13 protein-coding genes are annotated in these 18,913 nt (G+C 47.6%); 8 read left to right on the top strand and 5 right to left on the bottom strand.

All coding sequences use genetic code 11. The features are described 5' to 3' along the window. Positions 1-297: 297 nt before the first annotated feature. Positions 298-906: a superoxide dismutase gene (locus tag BUB37_RS01575; protein ID WP_072987390.1), complete on the bottom strand. Its 609-nt coding sequence runs from the start codon at positions 904-906 to the stop codon at positions 298-300. Between the two features lie 118 nt (positions 907-1,024). Between BUB37_RS01575 and BUB37_RS01570 the strand changes: the two genes are divergently transcribed. Beyond that, the gene (locus BUB37_RS01570) at positions 1,025-4,141 is read left to right on the top strand and encodes a UvrD-helicase domain-containing protein (protein WP_072987387.1); all 3,117 of its coding nucleotides are present in this window, start codon (positions 1,025-1,027) and stop codon (positions 4,139-4,141) included. Here BUB37_RS01570 and BUB37_RS21550 read toward each other — a convergent pair. Next, on the bottom strand, positions 4,138-4,275 hold the full coding sequence (locus BUB37_RS21550) for a hypothetical protein (RefSeq protein ID WP_170863099.1): 138 nt from the start codon (positions 4,273-4,275) through the stop codon (positions 4,138-4,140). The two genes, BUB37_RS01570 and BUB37_RS21550, sit on opposite strands and share 4 nt — an antisense overlap. A 118-nt stretch (positions 4,276-4,393) precedes the next feature. On the opposite strand from BUB37_RS21550, the gene kbl reads away from it, so the two are divergent. The 3 genes from kbl to BUB37_RS01555 all read left to right on the top strand — a co-directional run bounded on the left by kbl (position 4,394) and on the right by BUB37_RS01555 (position 9,852). Further along, a complete protein-coding gene (gene kbl / locus BUB37_RS01565; protein WP_072987384.1) occupies positions 4,394-5,587 on the top strand; it encodes a glycine C-acetyltransferase in 1,194 nt (397 codons plus the stop codon). Positions 5,588-5,700: 113 nt separating this feature from the next. Next, entirely contained in the window at positions 5,701-7,041 is a 1,341-nt protein-coding gene (locus tag BUB37_RS01560; RefSeq protein ID WP_072987381.1) for an OmpA family protein, read from the top strand. Between the two features lie 63 nt (positions 7,042-7,104). Further along, entirely contained in the window at positions 7,105-9,852 is a 2,748-nt protein-coding gene (locus BUB37_RS01555; RefSeq protein WP_072987378.1) for a PD-(D/E)XK nuclease family protein, read from the top strand. Positions 9,853-9,917: 65 nt separating this feature from the next. On the opposite strand, the gene BUB37_RS01550 is transcribed toward BUB37_RS01555, so the two are convergent. Next, on the bottom strand, positions 9,918-10,631 hold the full coding sequence (locus BUB37_RS01550) for an SDR family oxidoreductase (protein WP_072989643.1): 714 nt from the start codon (positions 10,629-10,631) through the stop codon (positions 9,918-9,920). A gap of 248 nt (positions 10,632-10,879) precedes the next feature. Between BUB37_RS01550 and uxaC the strand changes: the two genes are divergently transcribed. From uxaC to BUB37_RS01530, 4 genes are read left to right on the top strand one after another with little or no spacing between them, the layout of a single operon-like run. Continuing rightward, a complete protein-coding gene (gene uxaC, locus BUB37_RS01545; RefSeq protein WP_072987360.1) occupies positions 10,880-12,286 on the top strand; it encodes a glucuronate isomerase in 1,407 nt (468 codons plus the stop codon). 51 nt (positions 12,287-12,337) lie between these two features. Then, positions 12,338-13,342 carry a TRAP transporter substrate-binding protein gene (locus BUB37_RS01540; RefSeq protein ID WP_072987357.1) on the top strand — a complete coding sequence of 335 codons (1,005 nt, stop codon included), beginning with the start codon at positions 12,338-12,340 and terminating at the stop codon, positions 13,340-13,342. Beyond that, a complete protein-coding gene (locus BUB37_RS01535) occupies positions 13,342-13,812 on the top strand; it encodes a TRAP transporter small permease (RefSeq protein ID WP_072987354.1) in 471 nt (156 codons plus the stop codon). Before BUB37_RS01540 ends, BUB37_RS01535 begins: the two co-directional genes overlap by 1 nt. Position 13,813: 1 nt before the next feature. After that, the gene (locus BUB37_RS01530; RefSeq protein ID WP_072987351.1) at positions 13,814-15,124 is read left to right on the top strand and encodes a TRAP transporter large permease; all 1,311 of its coding nucleotides are present in this window, start codon (positions 13,814-13,816) and stop codon (positions 15,122-15,124) included. Positions 15,125-15,145: 21 nt separating this feature from the next. On the opposite strand, the gene BUB37_RS01525 is transcribed toward BUB37_RS01530, so the two are convergent. Then, entirely contained in the window at positions 15,146-17,035 is a 1,890-nt protein-coding gene (locus BUB37_RS01525; RefSeq protein WP_072987348.1) for a metallophosphoesterase, read from the bottom strand. A gap of 101 nt (positions 17,036-17,136) precedes the next feature. Then, positions 17,137-18,903 carry a RagB/SusD family nutrient uptake outer membrane protein gene (locus tag BUB37_RS01520; protein ID WP_072989639.1) on the bottom strand — a complete coding sequence of 589 codons (1,767 nt, stop codon included), beginning with the start codon at positions 18,901-18,903 and terminating at the stop codon, positions 17,137-17,139. Positions 18,904-18,913 lie beyond the last annotated feature (10 nt).

The following is an 18,913-nucleotide window of genomic DNA, read 5'->3' as shown; positions in this document are numbered from 1 at the left end:
CCACGATTTCACGGTGTTAAGACTTTTTTTTACTCCATTTGTTGAAAAAAGACCTAAAATTTCCAAAATTTCTTTTTTTATTTCCCACAATACCAGTATTTTAGTGCTGCCATAGCATAAGTAGGTTAAGTTTATGGTAAGATTTGGGACGAAAAGGGCGGAGATTTCTCCGCCCTTTTCTATTTGTAAAAACAAGGGTTCGGCCTGTTTATAAATGACGGGCCCAATGGCCGAAATTGAAAATAAAAAAGCCCGATAACACAATGGCTATCGGGCTTTTTGACTTGTTGTTATCGCTTACTTGTTGTTCGCATAAAGTTCGGAGACCTTATCCCAATTGATAACGTTGAAAAAAGCATCGATATATTCCGGACGCTTGTTCTGATAGTTGAGGTAGTAGGCATGTTCCCAAACATCCAAACCAAGAATAGGTTGCCCGCCGCAATCTACGCCCGGCATCAAGGGGTTGTCTTGGTTGGGCGTACTGCAAACCTCTACTTTGCCGCCCTTGTGTACACATAACCAAGCCCAGCCCGAACCGAACTGGCCTGCGGCTGCACTACTGAACTTTTCCTTAAAGGCCTCAAAGGAGCCAAAGGCATCGTTAATGGCATCGGCTAGCTCACCTGAGGGTTGCCCCCCGCCGTTGGGCGACATGATCTCCCAAAAAAGCGAGTGGTTGTAAAAACCGCCTCCATTGTTTCTAACGGCACTGTTCGACATATCGAGGTTCGTAAGAATGTCTTCAATGGATTTTCCGTCCAAATCGGTGCCTTTGATGGCGGCGTTCAATTTCGTGGTATAACCGTTGTGGTGCTTCGTATGGTGAATCTCCATGGTACGCGCATCGATATTGGGTTCCAACGCGTCGTATGCATAGGGTAATTTTGGTAGTTCAAAAGCCATATTACTTAGTTTTTAGATTAATAATTAGTAAGGTGAAAAGTACGTTTTTTAACAAACAAAATCCCTTAATAATTTGTTAAGAACTCTAATAGAATCCTTATTTTGCACAAAAAAGCACTTGCAAGAGGTTCCCTTTAAAATATACAATGCTTCAGCGGGATCGGGAAAGACCCATACCCTTACCAAAGAGTACCTGAAAATAATACTGAAACAAAGGGGAGGGTATAAAAGAATACTCGCAATTACGTTCACCAACAAGGCGGTGAACGAAATGAAGACACGCATATTGAGCAGTCTTTTCGAATTCGGTAAAGTGGTCGACTTCGAACAGGCCCCCGCCCTTTTTCGTGCCATTTGCGAAGAACTTTCGCTTGGCGTCGACGATTTGCGCGAACGTTCGAAAGAAACCCTCAAGGATATTCTTCACAACTACGCCTTTTTCGATATTTCTACCATAGACAAGTTTACGCATCGGGTAATACGGACCTTTGCAAGAGACCTTCAAATACCTTTGAACTTCGAGGTTGTCCTCGATGTTGACCTGTTGTTGGACGAGGCGGTGGCCCGCCTGCTCCAAAAGGCCGGGTCCGATACCAAGCTGACCCGGGTACTGCTCGATTTTGCCCTTGAAAAAATTGACGGGGACAAAAGTTGGGACATTACCTACGACCTGTTGAACATCGGCGGACTTATTTTTAACGAAAACCATATCGAACACCTCGAAAAGCTAAAGGACAAGGACATAGACGATTTCTTACAGCTAAAATCGGTTTTGCGCAAAGAACAAAAGGCGATCGAGGGCGAATTGGTGGCGGCCGCCGAAGGTGCCCTCGACCTGATCGACGACCATGGCTTGGAGTATACCGACTTTACGAGAAGTTCGTTTCCGAACTTTATGCTCAAAATCGCCAAGGGGGATTTTGCAATCGATTTTAATGCCGGTTGGAAACAGAACTTTGAAACCCAGGCCCTCTACAACAAATCGGCTCCCGACCACATAAAGGCCGTGTTGGACCGATTGCATCCGCAGTTCGTAGCCCTGTTTTCGCGTATAAAAAGGGATTTTTATCGCCTGTTGTTTCTAAAGAATGCCTACGGTAATATCGTTCCGTTAACGGTTTTGAATGCCATCCGCCACGAGGTGAAAACCTTGCAGCAAGAGCGGGACCAGCTGATAATCTCGGAGTTCAATACCCTCATATCGAAGGAAATCAAAGATCAGCCTGCCCCGTTTATCTACGAGCGTTTGGGTGAAAAGTACCGGCACTATTTTATCGATGAGTTTCAAGACACCTCGGTATTGCAATGGAACAACCTAGTACCCCTCATCGGCAATGCCCTGGAAAGTGAAGACCTTAAGGGCAACAGGGGGTCTTTGTTCCTGGTTGGCGATGCCAAACAGGCCATATACCGATGGCGGGGAGGCAGGGCCGAACAATTCTTAAACTTGGTGACACGTGCCGATAATCCCTTTGTCGTTTCGCCCGATACGTATTCGCTTCCGGTCAACTACAGAAGTTACGACCAAATAGTAACTTTTAACAACGAATTTTTTACGGCTACAAGTCCGTTCTTGAACAACGAACTGTATAGCAACATGTTCGTCGAGGGCAACCGGCAGGGAATTAATGCCAAAAAAGGGGGTATCGTCCAGCTTACGTTTCTCGATACGGACGGCACGACCGACAAGAATGATGATTATGGCAACGAGGTCTTGGGGTTGATCGCTGATATTAGGCAAAGGAAGTACGCATACGGCGAAATCTGCGTCTTGGTGCGAAGCAATAAGGACGGTGTTTTTCTGGCCAATTTCCTCACCCGGAACCACATTCCTACCCTATCGTCGGAAAGCCTCTTGTTGAACAGTAGCGACAAAGTCCGTTTTCTGGTCAACCTGCTCAAGTATGCCGTTGACGGCAACAACAAGGAGGCGGCCTACGAATTGCTCAACTTCCTAGCCGACGACGAGACGGATAAACACCGGTTTATTTATGATAATTTGGACAGGATATCGCATCTCTTCTTATCAAAGTTCGATTTTAATTTAGAGACCTTAAAACAAATCTCGGTCTACGACGGGGTCGAGCTGGCCGTTCGCCAATTTGCCCTGGTTCCCGATTCCGATGCCTATGTCGTTTATTTTTTGGATGAAATTTTGGAGGTAGAGAAGAAGGAAGGCGGGGGCATCCATACCTTTTTGGAGTATTGGGAAAAGAAGAAAAATACCTTGAGCGTGACAGCCCCTGATACCATGGACGCCGTACGTATTATGAGCATACATAAATCGAAGGGACTGGAGTTTCCCTTTGTTATTTTCCCATTTGCGAACGACAACGTGTATAAGCGCTTGGCAGGAAAGAAGAAAATGTGGTTGCCTCTCGACCCCAAAGTGTTTAACGGCTTTGATGAGGTTCTTGTCAATGAAAAAAAGGAAATCGCATTGTATGGGCCCGAGGCCGAGCGCCGTTTTTTGGAAGAGGAACATTTGATGGAGCTCGATTCCTTTAATGTTTTGTATGTCGCCTTGACCCGGGCCGAAAAAGGCCTGTTCGTCATCAGTGAAAAAGACCTGACCTCCACAGGGGAGCACAAGGTAGATCATTATTCCGGGCTTTTTATCGAGTTTCTTAAACGCAAGGGCCTGTGGAACGATGACCAACTTACATATGCTTTTGGCGAACTCGCCGAAAACACCTCCCAGGCCGCTCCTGTCCATGAGAACAAGGTAAGTTACGGACCGACGCACAAAGACAGGCCGGCCTTCAGGATCCTGACCCAAGCGGGTATGTTGTGGGACAGCGAGCGCCAAGAGGCCTTGGTGCAAGGTAACCGTATGCATTACATCCTTGGGCTGATAGAGACCAAGGACGATTTGGAGGATGCCTTGGACCAAGGGGTTGCCAAGGGTATCGTTGCACGCGGGGAACGCAATGGATTCGAGAAGAGTTTAAGGGCCATTTTGGACCACCCCGAAATAGGCCGCTATTACCAAAAGGGACTAGTGGTAAGGAACGAAAGGGATATCATAACGCCCACAGGTGAAATACTCAGGCCCGATAGGATTGTTCTTGCCGAAGGCGGAGCTGTGCTTATCGACTACAAGACGGGTAGGCCCGATCCGAGGTATAGGGAACAGTTGTACCGCTATTCCGACATTCTCGAGGGCATGGGGTATAGGGTGGTAAAAAGAATTCTTGTTTATATAAATGATGGTGTGGAAACAGAGTTGGTCTAGTTTTTTTCCTTTTTCCTTTTTCCCTGCTTTATATACTTGTACCCCAAATAGGCAAATTGTGCGCCGACCAGGGCCAAGGTATATTTTCTGTTCCGCGTTAGTGAAGCGGCAATTCCCAATAATTTAGATTTCATAATATTCAATTTATAGGTTATAGTACAACCTACTTATTTTCTATTTTTGACACGTGTCCTATCCATATAAATAATACCTTAATCCAAGAGCAGTACTTTAACAGATACCATATAATATATGTACGGAAAAATAAGAGAACATCTAAGAGGTGAACTGGACCAGATCAAGAACGACGGTCTTTACAAAGAGGAACGGATCATTGTCTCGCCCCAAGGCGCGGAGATCAAATTGGCCGACGGAACGGAGGTCATAAACTTTTGCGCCAACAACTATTTGGGGCTGTCATCGCATCCCGAGGTCATACAGGCGGCCAAGGATACCATGGACACCCATGGCTTTGGCATGTCGTCGGTGCGTTTTATTTGCGGCACCCAGGACATTCATAAGGAACTGGAGGCCAAAATCGCCGATTTTTATCAAACCGAGGATACTATATTGTATGCCGCGGCCTTCGATGCCAATGGAGGGGTGTTCGAGCCCTTGCTTACCGCTGAGGACGCGATTATATCCGATTCGCTCAACCACGCCTCCATCATCGATGGCGTTAGGTTGTGTAAGGCCAAGCGATACCGGTATGCCAATAGCGATATGGCGGATCTTGAAAGACAATTGCAGCAAGCCGTTGCCGATGGTGCCCGTTTTAAGATCATTGTAACCGACGGGGTTTTTTCCATGGACGGGCTGGTGGCGCCCCTTGATGCCATATGCGACCTGGCCGACCAATACGATGCCCTGGTCATGATAGACGAATGCCATGCCGCCGGCTTTATCGGTGAAACCGGTCGGGGTACCCTCGAGGAAAAGGGGGTCATGGGTAGAATCGACATTATTACCGGTACCTTGGGCAAGGCCTTGGGCGGTGCCATGGGGGGCTATACCACCGGAAAGAAGGAAATCATTGAGCTTTTGCGGCAACGGTCTAGGCCTTACTTGTTTTCCAACTCCCTGGCCCCCGCCATCGTTGGGGCTTCCATAAAGGTGTTCGAGCTATTGGAGAACGATACCTCGCTGCGCGACAAGCTGCAGCAAAATACCGAATATTTTAAGGCGGGAATCAAAAAGGCGGGGTTCGATATTGTAGACGGGGAGTCGGCCATAGTACCCATAATGCTATACGATGCCAAGTTGGCCCAGGAAATGGCCAGGCAGCTGTTAGACAAGGGGATTTACGTTATCGGGTTCTTTTACCCGGTTGTTCCCAAGGGTAAGGCCCGAATTCGCGTACAATTGTCGGCGGCCCACGAAAAGGAGCATTTAGACCGGGCAATAGATGCTTTTACCGAAGTAGGTAAGTCTTTAAAAATCGTTTAAGTGTACTATTTATCCTATAAAAAGCGTTAAAAAAAATAGGAAATTGATTTTGTTAATAATATTTAACAACTTACATTTGCAGCTAATAAACACTTAAACTTAAAAATTTGAACATGAAACATCTTAGCAAATTATTGGTTGTTGTCCTGCTAATTGTGGGGGCTAACAACATACAAGCGCAAGACGAGAATAACCCTTGGCAGGTTAGTTTTGGGGTTAATGCCATAGACACGTACCCGACAGGTGACGATGGCGGTTTCGGTAGTCAGCTTTTCAATGCGACCGACCACTGGAACATTCTTCCCTCCATCTCTTATGTTGGTGTGTCAAAGTACGTGGGCAGCGGTTTCTCCGTTGGAGCGAGAGGTTCTTTGAACAAAATTGACAAGTTGGGGGACGTAGGTGTTGATGACCTTTCTCACTACGCTATAGATGGTACAATTAAATATAACTTCATAGAAGGTACTGTAATCGATCCTTTCATCGAAATCGGTGGTGGTTACACTTGGATCGACGAAATCGGAGCCGGTACGGCCAACGGAGGAGTTGGTATCAACTTCTGGTTTACCGACAATATCGGTCTTACCGTACAGACTTCTTACAAGCATGCTTTTGAAGATTATCTTGCCAAGCACTGGCAGCACATGGCCGGTATCGCCGTTAAGTTCGGCGGAACCGATACCGATGGTGACGGTGTTTATGACAAAGACGATGCTTGTCCGGAAGTTGCCGGTCTAGAGGCCTTCAACGGTTGTCCTGATGCTGACGGCGACGGAATCGAGGACAGCAAGGATGCTTGTCCTAACGAAGCTGGTTCTGCTGAAATGAACGGTTGTCCTGATGCCGATGGTGACGGTGTTGCCGATAAAGATGACAAATGTCCAAACGTTGCTGGTCTAGCTAACTTGGCCGGTTGTCCTGATGCCGACGGTGACGGTGTTGCCGATGGCGACGATGAGTGTCCTAACGAAGCAGGTCCTGCCGAAAACAAAGGATGCCCATGGCCCGATACCGACAATGACGGTGTATTGGACAAAGATGATAAGTGTCCTGAAGTTGCCGGTACAGTAGCTAACCAAGGTTGCCCAGAAGTTACCGAGGAAGTTCAAAAACAATTGAACGAATACGCTAGGACTATCTTGTTCGATACCGGTAAGTCTTCAATCAAAGCTGAATCTACCGCTGTGATGGTAGACATCATCACTATCTTGAAAGAGTACCCAACTGCCAAGTTTACCGTAGAGGGTCACACTGATAGTGTTGGTAGCAAGAAATTGAACCAAAGCCTTTCCGAGTCGCGAGCCCTTGCTGTTAAGCAGTTCTTGGTAGACAAAGGAATCGAGGAGTTCAGGTTGTCAGCTGTAGGTTACGGTGAAGACAAGCCAATCGCTTCAAACAACACGGCTAGTGGTAGAAAAGCAAACAGAAGGGTTGAGATCAACTTGGTAAAGTAAGGATATCACCCAACTAAATAAATTAAAGCCCCGACATTTGTCGGGGCTTTTTTATTTTTGACTATGCAGAGTTTTTTAGAAGGTATAGTCAGTGAAATTTCCTCGAAGGAGTACCCTTTCGAGCATTTGGTGTTCATTCTGCCCAGTAAACGGGCCGGTACGTTTTTAAAGAAGGCCATTGCCCAAAATACCGCTTCGGCCATTTTTGCGCCGGAGATCTATAGTATCGAAGGCTTTGTCGAAGAGGTTTCCGGACTAACCTATGCCAGCAGTACCCAACAGCTGTTTACTTTGTACGAGGCCTACCTCGAGCAGCCCTTGGAGCGAAAGGACGACTTCTATGGCTTTTCGAAATGGGCCCAGACCCTCTTACAGGATTTTAATGAGATCGACAGGTATCTCGTAGATACCTCACAGCTGTTTTCGAACTTGGCCGCCATTCAGGAAATCAATCATTGGTCCTTGCAGGAAAACAAGACCAAAATGATGGCCGACTATCTAAAGTTTTGGAACCATCTTGAGGCCTTTTACCATTCATTCAACGACAAACTACTGGACAAAGGCCTAGGCCACCAAGGATTGGTCTATCGCAGGGCTTGCGATGCCTTGGCCGATTATCTCGCGAAACATAAAGGCAAACGCTTTTTGTTTGTGGGCTTCAATGCCCTGAATACCGCCGAAAGCCAAATTATACAACAGACCCTTGCTAGCGTCGACGCTGATATATATTGGGATTTGGATTCCTATTTCCTTGAAGATCCGGTGCACGACGCCAGTTTGTTCATTCGACAGCATTTGAAGAATTGGCCCTATTTTAAGAACACCGGCCCCAAAGGGATCAGCAATAATTATCGTTCTCCAAAGAACATTGAAATAATTGGGATTCCAAAGAACGTTTCTCAGGCGAAGTACACCGGTGAACTGCTCGGCCGAATCCATAGGGAGTCTCCCGATGCATTGAAAAATACCGCGGTCGTCCTGGGTGATGAGTCGTTGATGAATGCCCTGTTGAACTCGGTTCCGGCCGAGGTAAAGGGGATCAATATTACCATGGGCTACCCCTTGGACAAAACGCCCTTGGCCTCTTTGTTCGATCAGTTTCTCGACCTCTATATTTCCCGAAGCGGCCGAAGTTGGTTTCACAGAAATGTTGAGTCGGTACTGGGCCATCCGTATGTACAGGTGCTCTTTAACCGCCCGGGCCAGGATGGGGTTGCCAATGCCCTGGAAACCATTAGGACCATGAACATGGCCTATTTGGATGCTGACAGGCTCGATAAGCTTATCGATAACAAGTATACGTCCCTTATCTTTTCGGAACATGATCCTACGCCAACGGATTTTCTCAAACGGTGCACCGAACTTGTTTTGGCCCTAAGGGAGAAGTTCGATGAAAAAAGGGATGCATTGGCACTGGAGTACCTGTACAAGTTCTATACCTTGTTCAACCAGTTGGACGAACTGGTTCAAGAACACCCCTTTATTACCGATTTAAAATCGTTACAGGCCCTGTATCGCGATCTTTTAAGTGCCGAGTCCCTCGATTTTCAGGGCGAGCCCTTGGAGGGACTCCAAATTATGGGGATGTTGGAGAGCAGAAACCTCGATTTCGAGACCGTAATCCTCACTTCGGTCAACGAAGGAATCCTTCCCTCCGGAAAATCGAACAACTCTTTTATTCCCTTTGATCTTAAGGTGCGCTTGGGCCTACCTACCTACAAGGAGAAGGACGCCGTCTACACCTATCACTTTTATCGTTTGCTGCAACGTGCAAAAAACGTCTACATTCTCTATAATACCGAACCCGATGTGCTCGAGGGCGGCGAACGCAGCAGGTTGATCAGCCAGTTGTTGACCGACGCGAACAAATACCCCGAGATCAAAGAGACCATAGCGGCCCCGACTATAGGCACGGTGGTACGGCCGCTCGAAACCGTCCAAAAGAACGGGCATTTGTTGTCCTTGATCAAGGAGCACGCGGCAAAAGGTTTTTCGCCCACCTCCCTGAGCAATTATATTAGAAACCCCATAGATTTTTACAAGCGTAATTTGTTGGGTATTGACGATGTTCTTGAGGTAGAGGAAACCATTGCCGCCAATACGTTCGGAACCATCGTTCACGATACGCTCGAAGAGCTCTATACCCCTTTTGTAAATCGTTTCCTGACCGAAGAGGGCTTGTTGGAGGCAAAGGGTAGAATTACCGGCCTGGTCAAAAAACACTTTACAAAAACCTATTTGGAAGGTGATATTGGCAAGGGCAAAAATCTTATTGCCTACAATGTGGTCTTGCGTTATATCGAGAACTTTATCGATTTGGAAATCAGGGAGACCAAAGCGCACCAGGTCAAGATACTGGCGTTGGAAAAAAAGCTCAATGCCGAGCTGGATATCGACGGAGTCGATTTTCCCGTCAGGCTTAAGGGAAAACTCGACCGAATTGACGAACGCGATGGGGTTCTTCGCATCATCGATTATAAAACGGGCATGGTAAGCCAAGGGCAGGTAGAGGTCGTCGAGTGGGGTGAATTGATAAGCGATTACGAATATAGCAAGGCGTTTCAATTGCTATGTTATGCCTTGATGTACAATGCACATGAGCCCATTTCTGCCATTGAATCGGGTATTTTTACCTTTAAGAACCTGGGTTCGGGCCTCCTGAGGTTCGCTACCAAAGAGAGTAGGACGAGCCGCAAAAAAAAGGACTATCTGATAACCCAAGATACCTTGGCCCTGTTTTCCGAAGAATTGAAGCGCCTCATATTGGAAATATGCAATGTAAAGGTTCCGTTTACGGAAAAGGAAGTATAAGTATCCCGTCTATATAAAAAAAGCCGGGAAAAATAGCTCTTCCCGGCTTTTTGATAGGTGTTGGCCTATTTTTTATCGGGTCGGGTAGGCCGAACCTCGATTTTGCTCGGCAAGGTCCTCGGATGCATCTTCAATAGGTCGATTACCAACTCCCCGATATCTTCCGGTTGAATTTTCCAAGCATCCTTTTCGTCAGGTTCGTTGCCGGCGAAATGGGTGGCCACCGATCCGGGCATAATGGTAGAAACCTTAATGTCGTACTTTCTAAGATCTAGCATGGCGGCTTGGGTAAAGCCGACCACCCCGAACTTGGTGGCATTGTAACCGGCACCCGAAGCAAAGAAATTGGTGCCGGCAAGGCTTGCCAACGTCATATAGTATCCCTTCGATTTTTTCAGGGCCTCGACCGAGGCCTTAAGGGTATGGAAGACACCGTTCAGGTTCGTGTCGATCATTTGATGCCATTCGGCCTCCGACATCTCGTCTATGGGTGAAAAATGACCCACGCCGGCATTGGCCAACACTACATCGAGCTGGCCCCATCTGTCCATGATTTTTTGAACGGCCTTCACCTCGTCGCCAAGCTTTGAAACGTCCGAGGCCAAGGCCATAATCCGATCTTCCGCGCCGAGCGATTTCGCCGCTTTCTCAACGGTTGTTAGGGTACGACCGCTTATGGCCACTTTCATGCCCGCGGCCAGCAACTTTTCGGCCACCCCGTAGCCGATGCCCTTTGACCCCCCTGTTATATATGCTACTTTTCCTTCTAGTTCTTTCATGGTTAATTTTTTTTTCAATGTACTTCGGAGCCCGGAAATAGAAAAAATCCTTTCGTTATAGTTTTCTTAAAAGATGCCGATCTTATCTTTTTTGTTAGCGGATGCACGATAGGGGCAACGATTGTATTCTTTATCTTTTTTCTTGTTTAAACGCAAATAGAAACCTATTTTTAAAACCTTGCAGATTTATTGAAATGCAGGCTTAAAAAATCATATATTCCAAAATTGGAACAGCTTATATATTTATAATGTCAACAAATACCGAATTTCTTAACGATAATTTTTTGCTCGAAAGCAAGTATGCACAAGAACTCTATCACAATTTTGCTGCGCAAATGCCTGTAATCGATTACCATAACCATTTGTCACCAAAAGCCTTGGCCGAAAACAAGGTTTTCGAATCGATAACGGCCGCCTGGATCGACGGCGACCATTACAAATGGCGGGCCATGCGTACCCTAGGTATAGATGAAGCCTATATTACCGGCGAAGCTACACCCAAAGAGAAGTTTCGCAAGTGGGCATATACCGTTCCCTATACAATGAGAAATCCGTTGTACCATTGGACGCATATGGAGCTCAGCCGATATTTTGGGATAGATGGGCTCCTGTCCGACAAAAACGCCGATGCGGTCTTCGAGGAGACCTCCGAAAAGCTGCGGACCCCTGAATACAGTGCCAGGGAGCTGATTTCCAAAATGAACGTGGAGGTATTGTGTACGACCGAAGACCCCATCGATACCTTGGAATACCACCAGCAGTTGGGAAAAAGCAACTTTGTTACCAAGGTAAGTACCGCATTTCGGCCCGACAAGGCCATTTTAATCGATAGCGAAGGGTATAATGCGTATTTAGACCGTCTTGAGAACGTGACGGACAGTACCATTGCCACGTATGACCAACTTTGCGACGCGCTTAAGAAGCGAATCGGCTATTTCCATGAAAATGGATGCCGTCTTTGCGACCATGGCCTGGCGCATTTATATGCGGAGGATTTTACCGCCGGTGAAATCAACGCCATTTTTACAAAACGAAGGGAAGGCCATACCGTTACGGCCGAGGAAAATGCCAAATTTCAAAGCGCGCTGATGCTCTTTCTTTCCGAAACCTACCACGAGTACGGTTGGGTGCAACAATTTCATTTGGGGGCATTGCGAAATAACAACAAACGAATGTTGAGCGTATTGGGCCCCGATACGGGATGGGATTCCATAGGGGACTATCCCCAGGCCCAAAACCTTTCAAAGTTTCTCGATACCCTCGACGGTAAGGACAAACTCACAAAAACCATTCTCTACAACCTCAACCCAAGCGATAACGCCATGATGGCCACCATGATCGGCAATTTTAACGACGGAAGTGTCAGGGGAAAGGTTCAATGGGGTTCCGGATGGTGGTTTCTAGACCAAAAAGACGGCATGATCGAGCAGATGAACACGCTGTCCAATATGGGCCTTATCAGTTGTTTTATCGGGATGTTGACCGATTCGAGAAGCTTTTTGTCATTTCCGAGGCACGAATATTTCCGACGCATCCTGTGCAACTTGTTCGGTGAGGATATCAAAAATGGGGAGTTGCCCAACGATATGGCTTGGATCGGCAAGATCGTCCAAGACATTTGTTATCACAATGCAAAGCGATATTTTAACCTCTGACGGAATAATACGATAGGGCGATCAAGTATAGTACATAAAATGAATTGGTAGATGAAACATTTTTTTAAATCCGTGGTGCTGTGTAAATACTATTTGATGGGGGTAGTGGCCCTTGCGGCCATAACCCTTCAATCGTGTTCCTCGACAAGCGACGAAAAGGTGCTCTACTTTGCACATTCGCTTCCTACGTCGCACCCCGTACACAAGGGGATATTGGCCATGCAAGAGGCCCTAAAGGAAAATTCGGGCGGCAAATTGCAGATCAAGATTTTTCCCGATGGGCAGTTGGGTTCGGAGCGCGAAGCCATTGAACTTTTACAGATTGGCAGTATAGCGATGACCAAGGTCAGTGCCTCTGCCCTTTCGAATTTCGCCCCCGAATATCAAATTATGGTCATTCCCTATCTTTTTCGCGATAGCGACCATTTGTTCAGAAACCTCGAAGGGGAAGTCGGCAAGCAGTTGCTCGAAAGCGGAACGGAATACCTTTTACGGGGCATTTGCTTCTACGATGCCGGGGCACGTAGTTTTTATACCAAAGACAAACCGGTCAATTCGCCCGATGACCTCGACGGTCTGAAGTTAAGGGTGCAGAACGACCAAATGTCCGTCGATATGGCCAATACCTTGGGAGCCTCGGCGACCCCGATGGCCTTTGGCGAGCTCTATACCGCATTGCAGCAAAACGTGGTAGACGGGGCCGAAAACAATATACCATCCTTTGTGAGTTCCAACCATTTTGAGGTGTGCAAGTATTATATTTTCGACGAACATACCCGGGTACCCGACGTGGTTGTCATTGGTACCAAATTTTGGGATTCCTTATCCGATGAAGAAAAGGGTTGGTTGGAAGAAGCCGCGGAGGAGAGCGTTGTAAAACAAAAACAGTATTGGCATGAGACCGTCGAAGAGAACATGAAGATGCTCAAGGAAGAAGGGGTCGAGTTCATCTATCCCGACCAAGAACCCTTTATCGAAAAGTCGAGGCCGATTATGGAACGGCTAATGCAAAACCCGAAATTGAAACCGATGATAGAAAAGATAAACTCAAATTAATGGAAAGGATATATCTCACTCTCAACAAGATTATTGAAGCCCTTTTGGTAATTATTTTCGGGCTATTGGTTATCGACGTGGTGTGGCAGGTGCTGTCGCGTTATGTTGTAGGGCAATCCAGTTCGTTTACCGAAGAGTTCGCCCGGTTTTCATTGATATGGCTAACGGTTTTGGGTGCCGCCCATATCAACGGCAGTAGGGAGGGGCATTTGTCAATGGACTTTCTGCTATCGAAGCTTCCGGAAGAAAAACAGGTTAAGCGCAAAAAGGTAATCCAAATTCTGATGGCCCTGTTTGCCCTGATCATTATGGTCATAGGAGGGGGCAATCTAGTATATATCACTCTGTCACTGGGCCAGATATCATCGGCATTGCAGATACCCTTGGGCTTTGTTTACGCCATCGTGCCCGTTTCGGGGCTGATCATCATCTTTTTTTCGATTTACAATATCAAGAAACTAAATTTTTAAAATGAGCATCGAGACCATTAGCATTATAGTTCTTTTTTTGAGTTTTATAGGATTGTTGGCCTATGGGGTTCCGGTGGCCTATGCCATTGGGATATCTACCACGCTGACCCTGGTGCTGAACATCGCATATTTACCGGCCACTACCACCGCGGCACAGCGAATGACCACGGGAATCGACAATTTTGCCCTCTTGGCCATTCCCTTCTTTATTTTGGCGGGCGAGATTATGAATACCGGTGGTATTGCCAACCGCCTGATAGAGTTTGCCAAATCTTTGATAGGAAGCCTGCCCGGGGGGTTGGCCTTTGTCAATATTATTGCCGCGATGCTTTTCGGGGCCATTTCCGGATCGGCAGTGGCCGCAGCCTCCGCCATTGGCAGTACGCTGACCGATAAAATGGAAAAGGAAGGCTATCCCAGGGAATTCAGTGCCTCGGTAAATATTAGTTCCTCGACGACGGGACTATTGATTCCACCGAGCAATGTACTGATCATCTTTGCCTTGGCCAGTGGTGGAACGGCCTCCGTCGCCGCCCTCTTTATAGCGGGCTATGTACCTGGTATTTTGGTGGGACTTGCCTTGATGGTCATGGTTTATGTCTATGCCCGTAGAAAAGGCCTGCCCAGGGCGCCCCGTGTCAGTTTTAAAAAACTCTTTCTCGATTTCAGAAGGGCCTTTTTGAGTTTGACCCTATTGGTTATCGTAGTGGGCGGTATTGTCGTAGGCGTGTTTACCGCTACCGAAGCGGCGGCCATTGCTGTGGTCTATGCCATCTTGCTGGGCTTTATAAACAAGGAGCTCAAATTCAGCGATTTTAAGCCCTTGCTCTTGCGCAGTGCGCGGACAACGGCCATTGTAATGTTCCTTATTGCCACCTCTATGGCCATGTCGTGGTTGTTTTCCTTTGAGGGAATTCCGCAATTGTTGACATCGGCCTTGTTGGACAACGTAAGCAACCCGATCCTGATCTTTCTGATGATAAATATTATTCTGCTTATTATAGGAACGTTTATGGACATGACTCCGGCCGTATTGATTTTTACCCCTATTTTTCTTCCCGTGGCCATGGCCTTGGGCATGCACCCGGTACAGTTCGGGATGATCATCGTATTGAACCTCTGTATTGGAATATGTACGCCCCCGGTGGGAACATTGTTGTTCGTGGGCAGTGGTGTGGCCAAAGTGCCGGTTACCAAGGTAATTCAACCTCTGTTGCCTCTACTTGCGGTTATGGTGGCCGTTCTTATGGCGATCACCTACTTTCCCGAGCTTTCACTGTGGTTGCCACGAACCTTTGGTTTGATCGATTAAAGGATTGGGATATGCCCGCAGTCAATTCGGTACCAAGGCGCCCTTCTTGAGGTCTATGGTAAAGTTGTTCGACGGTTCGCCCTGCATCTGTAGGCCAAGGATGTCGGCAAAAAGCCGCAATTCCGACAGCAAGGGATGGGTGTTTTTTTTCAATGAGGCTATCAAGGTCCGATACTGGGCGATCCGCTCCGAAGGAATATCGGCCAAGGCGAGTTCGTCCGCACTGCGGAAACGGTAGAAGTCGGCGATCATATCTTGGCCCGTCCATTTCGAAAAGGCGTCAAGGGAGTCGTCTTTCAAGGTGTTTCTGGCCATGTTCAATGCCTGTTTCCATTCTGGCAGTTCGTCATCGGTGCCTATTTTCGTTATATCGATTCCTGTGTCTTTGGTATTTAGGTGCGATAGGATGTAAAGCTGCCTGCCGTCGAGTCGAAGTAATAGCTCTTTTAACGATGGGGGCCAATCCGAGGGAAGGAACCTTAGCCTTACCAGTTCCTCCAAGTGAAAATTGGTGAAGGCCCGGTAGTCTTTGGAGGTGAGCACTTCTTCATTCCAGATATCCGCCCTATTCTGCTTTAAAAGAAAGTCGTGCTCCCATTTATACAAGGGAAAAAATTCGTCGAAACCGGGCACCGAGTCCAAGGTTACGGTCTTTACCGTAACAGTGCTTTCGTCCGCAATCTCCAAAATCTTATAAGCGGGTTTATATGCGGCGGGCGACGGAACTTGGATGTTTACCAAGGTATTGCCCTTGGGCGTTTTTTTGATGCCCGTATCGTTTAGGTGCATGTGGCCGCCAACGTGTATTTTAAGACCGGCATCGGCAAAAATTTGGGCAACGGTATCCTTGGGTATCCGATGGGCCTGAAAAGCACGCTCCCCGAACAGTTGCTTCATTTTCTCCGAAGTCCCATCATTGAACCCTATCATGGGGTAATGGCTAAAGGCAATGACCGTTTTGCCCAGTTCATCTGCCTTTGAACAGATGTTGGCCACCCAATCGATAAGGTGTTTTTTGTGTTCGATTGTCTGATTATAGCCTATACTTGCCCCGTGGTAGCCTTCTCCGTTTTCTTTTGGCAGATAAACATTGGCATCCAATGCCACCAACCAAAGGCCGGTAATGGGCTCGACCATATAGCTTACATCGGGCAGGGGTTTGGAATGCCCCGCAATCCTATAGGTGCGCTTGTCGAGGGAAGCGGCCGCTCGGGCCTGTTCGAAGGTATAATCGTCGTAAGTGTATTCGGTATAGGGGGTTTCCCAATAGATGTAATTTTTGCGTGGGTAAAAGCCGTGAAGGGAAAGCTCGTCGACAATCTCCTTATAACCCATCTCCCGTATATCGTTGCTTACAATGACCGGTAGTTCACCGGGTTTTGATGTATACATTCCCTCTTGGCTCATAATGGCCTGGCGTTGCCCTCTTGCACCCATAAAATCCTTTTTGCCCCCGGGTTCGCCAAAGGGCCCCGTAGGGTCGTGGTTGCCGGTGGTTATAAAAAAGGAAATTCCGTGTTTTTCGGAATATGCGTTTAATATCTTGTTCAGCCCCCTTACGTTTATCGGTTGGCCGTCGTCACTAAAATCACCGGGCAGGGCTACGAGCTTGATGCCCTTTTTTACCACATCGTCAAGGGCGGTCAAAAAAGCAAAATAGTTTTCGTTGAACAGGCGGGTGGAGTGCAGCTGGGCTTCCATGGTGCGTATAAAGGCCTTGTTTCCCTTTGTGGGGTTTTCAACACCCTTGTAGCCGATGTCTTGCAAGGCACCCCTGACGTCGGTCAGATGTACATCCGACAAGAAAGCAATGCGTATCGTATCTTTAGGGACTTTGGCCGGTACGGGTTTCCTTTGACAGGAAAGTAAAAAAAGAAAACCTAGTAATAGGGCTTTTACATCGAATGACATTTGGTCGGGTTTAAGGCAATCCAATATGCGTTTAAAATAGCCAAAAAATAAAAAGGATGGGCAACCGCCCACCCTTTTTACGACAATTTATAAGTATACGATTAATAGCCTGGATTCTGTTCCAAGAAGCCATCGATTCCCGAAGCCCCGTCCACTGCGCTTTGTGGAATGGGGAAGAGTCTCTTGTTCGGGTCTGAATCGGTCTTTTCGGTCCAGCTGTCCTCATATTTTCCAAAACGGATCTGGTCGGTTCTTCTAAAACCTTCCCAGTACAGTTCGAAACCTCTTTCGCGGAACAGGATATCCAAATCGATTTCGGCCAAGGCCTCTGGGGTTTGGTCCGGTCTGGCGGTCCTTGAGGTTCTAACGACGTTGACATCCGCCAAGGCGCCGGCATTGTCGCCCTTTCTTAGTTTGGCCTCGGCACGCATCAGATATATTTCGGCCAAGCGCATCAATACCAGGTCTACACTGCTATAGCCGTTTCCATTGGGCGAGGTACGGCTAAATTGGTATTTTGAAAAGCGGTAGCCCGCATGGTGCAATGACCCCTCGTTGGTGAAATCTATCTTCAACGTATGGTCTACATATCCCGTATCGCGGTCGGGTCCGTTTCCTTTTGTTTGCTGTAGGGGATAGATCCTTAGGGAGCCATCTTCGCATTTTTCCAGATTGCCATCCCCTCGACGCGGGCCCCACTGTATGCCTCGCAAGATACCCCTGTCCATTTCAAATTCTTCGGCCTCTACGCAATAGTAACTGTTTTCGGTTTCCGTCTCCAGCAAAGGTTCGCGATTGGCCAGGTCTTGTAGTTGCTCCTCGGGTACCATGGTGTTCCTTTGATAGAATCGGGCATCGGCATCGGCAGGGTCCACGTCGCCATAGGCTTCTACCCAGGTTTGGTAAAAGTCGGGGGTTACCCCGGGCCCATCGGTGCCATCCGCGGTATTGTCCGGATAAAATTCCGGTCTCGCTATCATGGCCCCGGCAATTGACCAGTAGGCCCAACGGCTGTGCTCCCTATTGAGTACCCCCCTTTGGTCCAAGGCAAAGATGAGTTCGGCATTTTCATGGTTGTCGTCATTGAAAAGCTCGAAATACTCCGGTGATAGGCTATAGCTGCCCGAATTGATAATGTCGTTGGTATAGGCAATGACCTTGTCCATGTCGTCATCCGTAAAATTAGGGGTGCCGTAAGGGTCCCTATACACTGCGGCATTCAAGTATAACCGGGCCAAAAAGCCCTTGACCGCGTCTTGGGTAATTCTCCCTGGACCTTTGTCGTTGTTGATAAGGTCTACCACGGAGAGCAATTCGCTTTCGATATAGGCGATGGCCTCGTCGGTTCGGAGTACTTCGGATAGGGCGTCGGACGATTCCTTTTTAAAGGCAACCCCCCAACTGTCGAGCATCAACATATTCAAATAGGCCCTTAGCGCCTTCATTTCATAGAGGGCGCCGGTAGCTTCGTCGTTGCCCTCCTCGGAAAGAGGTGTCAGCACTTCAATGGCCGAAAGGGTTCGGGATATATTAATGGCTACCTGGTTCCAACCGGAAGTCACAAGGTCGTTGCTCGGTGTAAAGTTATGCTGATGGGCCGCTATGAACTTGCCCCCATCGTACCAGTCGGTACCACCGCGATAGGGTAGGATGGCCTCGTCCGACGAAACCTCCTGTAGCCCAAAATAATTGGTATGCCTCCAGGTCCATGAAATATAGCCGTAAGCCGGGGCTATGGCACCATCGATGGCATCAGCTTCGGCACCAAACTCGGTTTCATCTATTCGTTCCTCTACCAAATCGGTACAACCAAGGACCAAAAGCCCAAACAGTACCATAAATGCCTTTGTTTTTATAATATTTTTCATCTTTTGAAAC

Source organism: Pseudozobellia thermophila (genome assembly GCF_900141855.1).
GTDB lineage: Bacteria > Bacteroidota > Bacteroidia > Flavobacteriales > Flavobacteriaceae > Pseudozobellia > Pseudozobellia thermophila.
The sequence above is the reverse complement of the archived record's forward strand: the minus strand, read 5'-3'. Positions and strand labels throughout refer to the sequence as shown.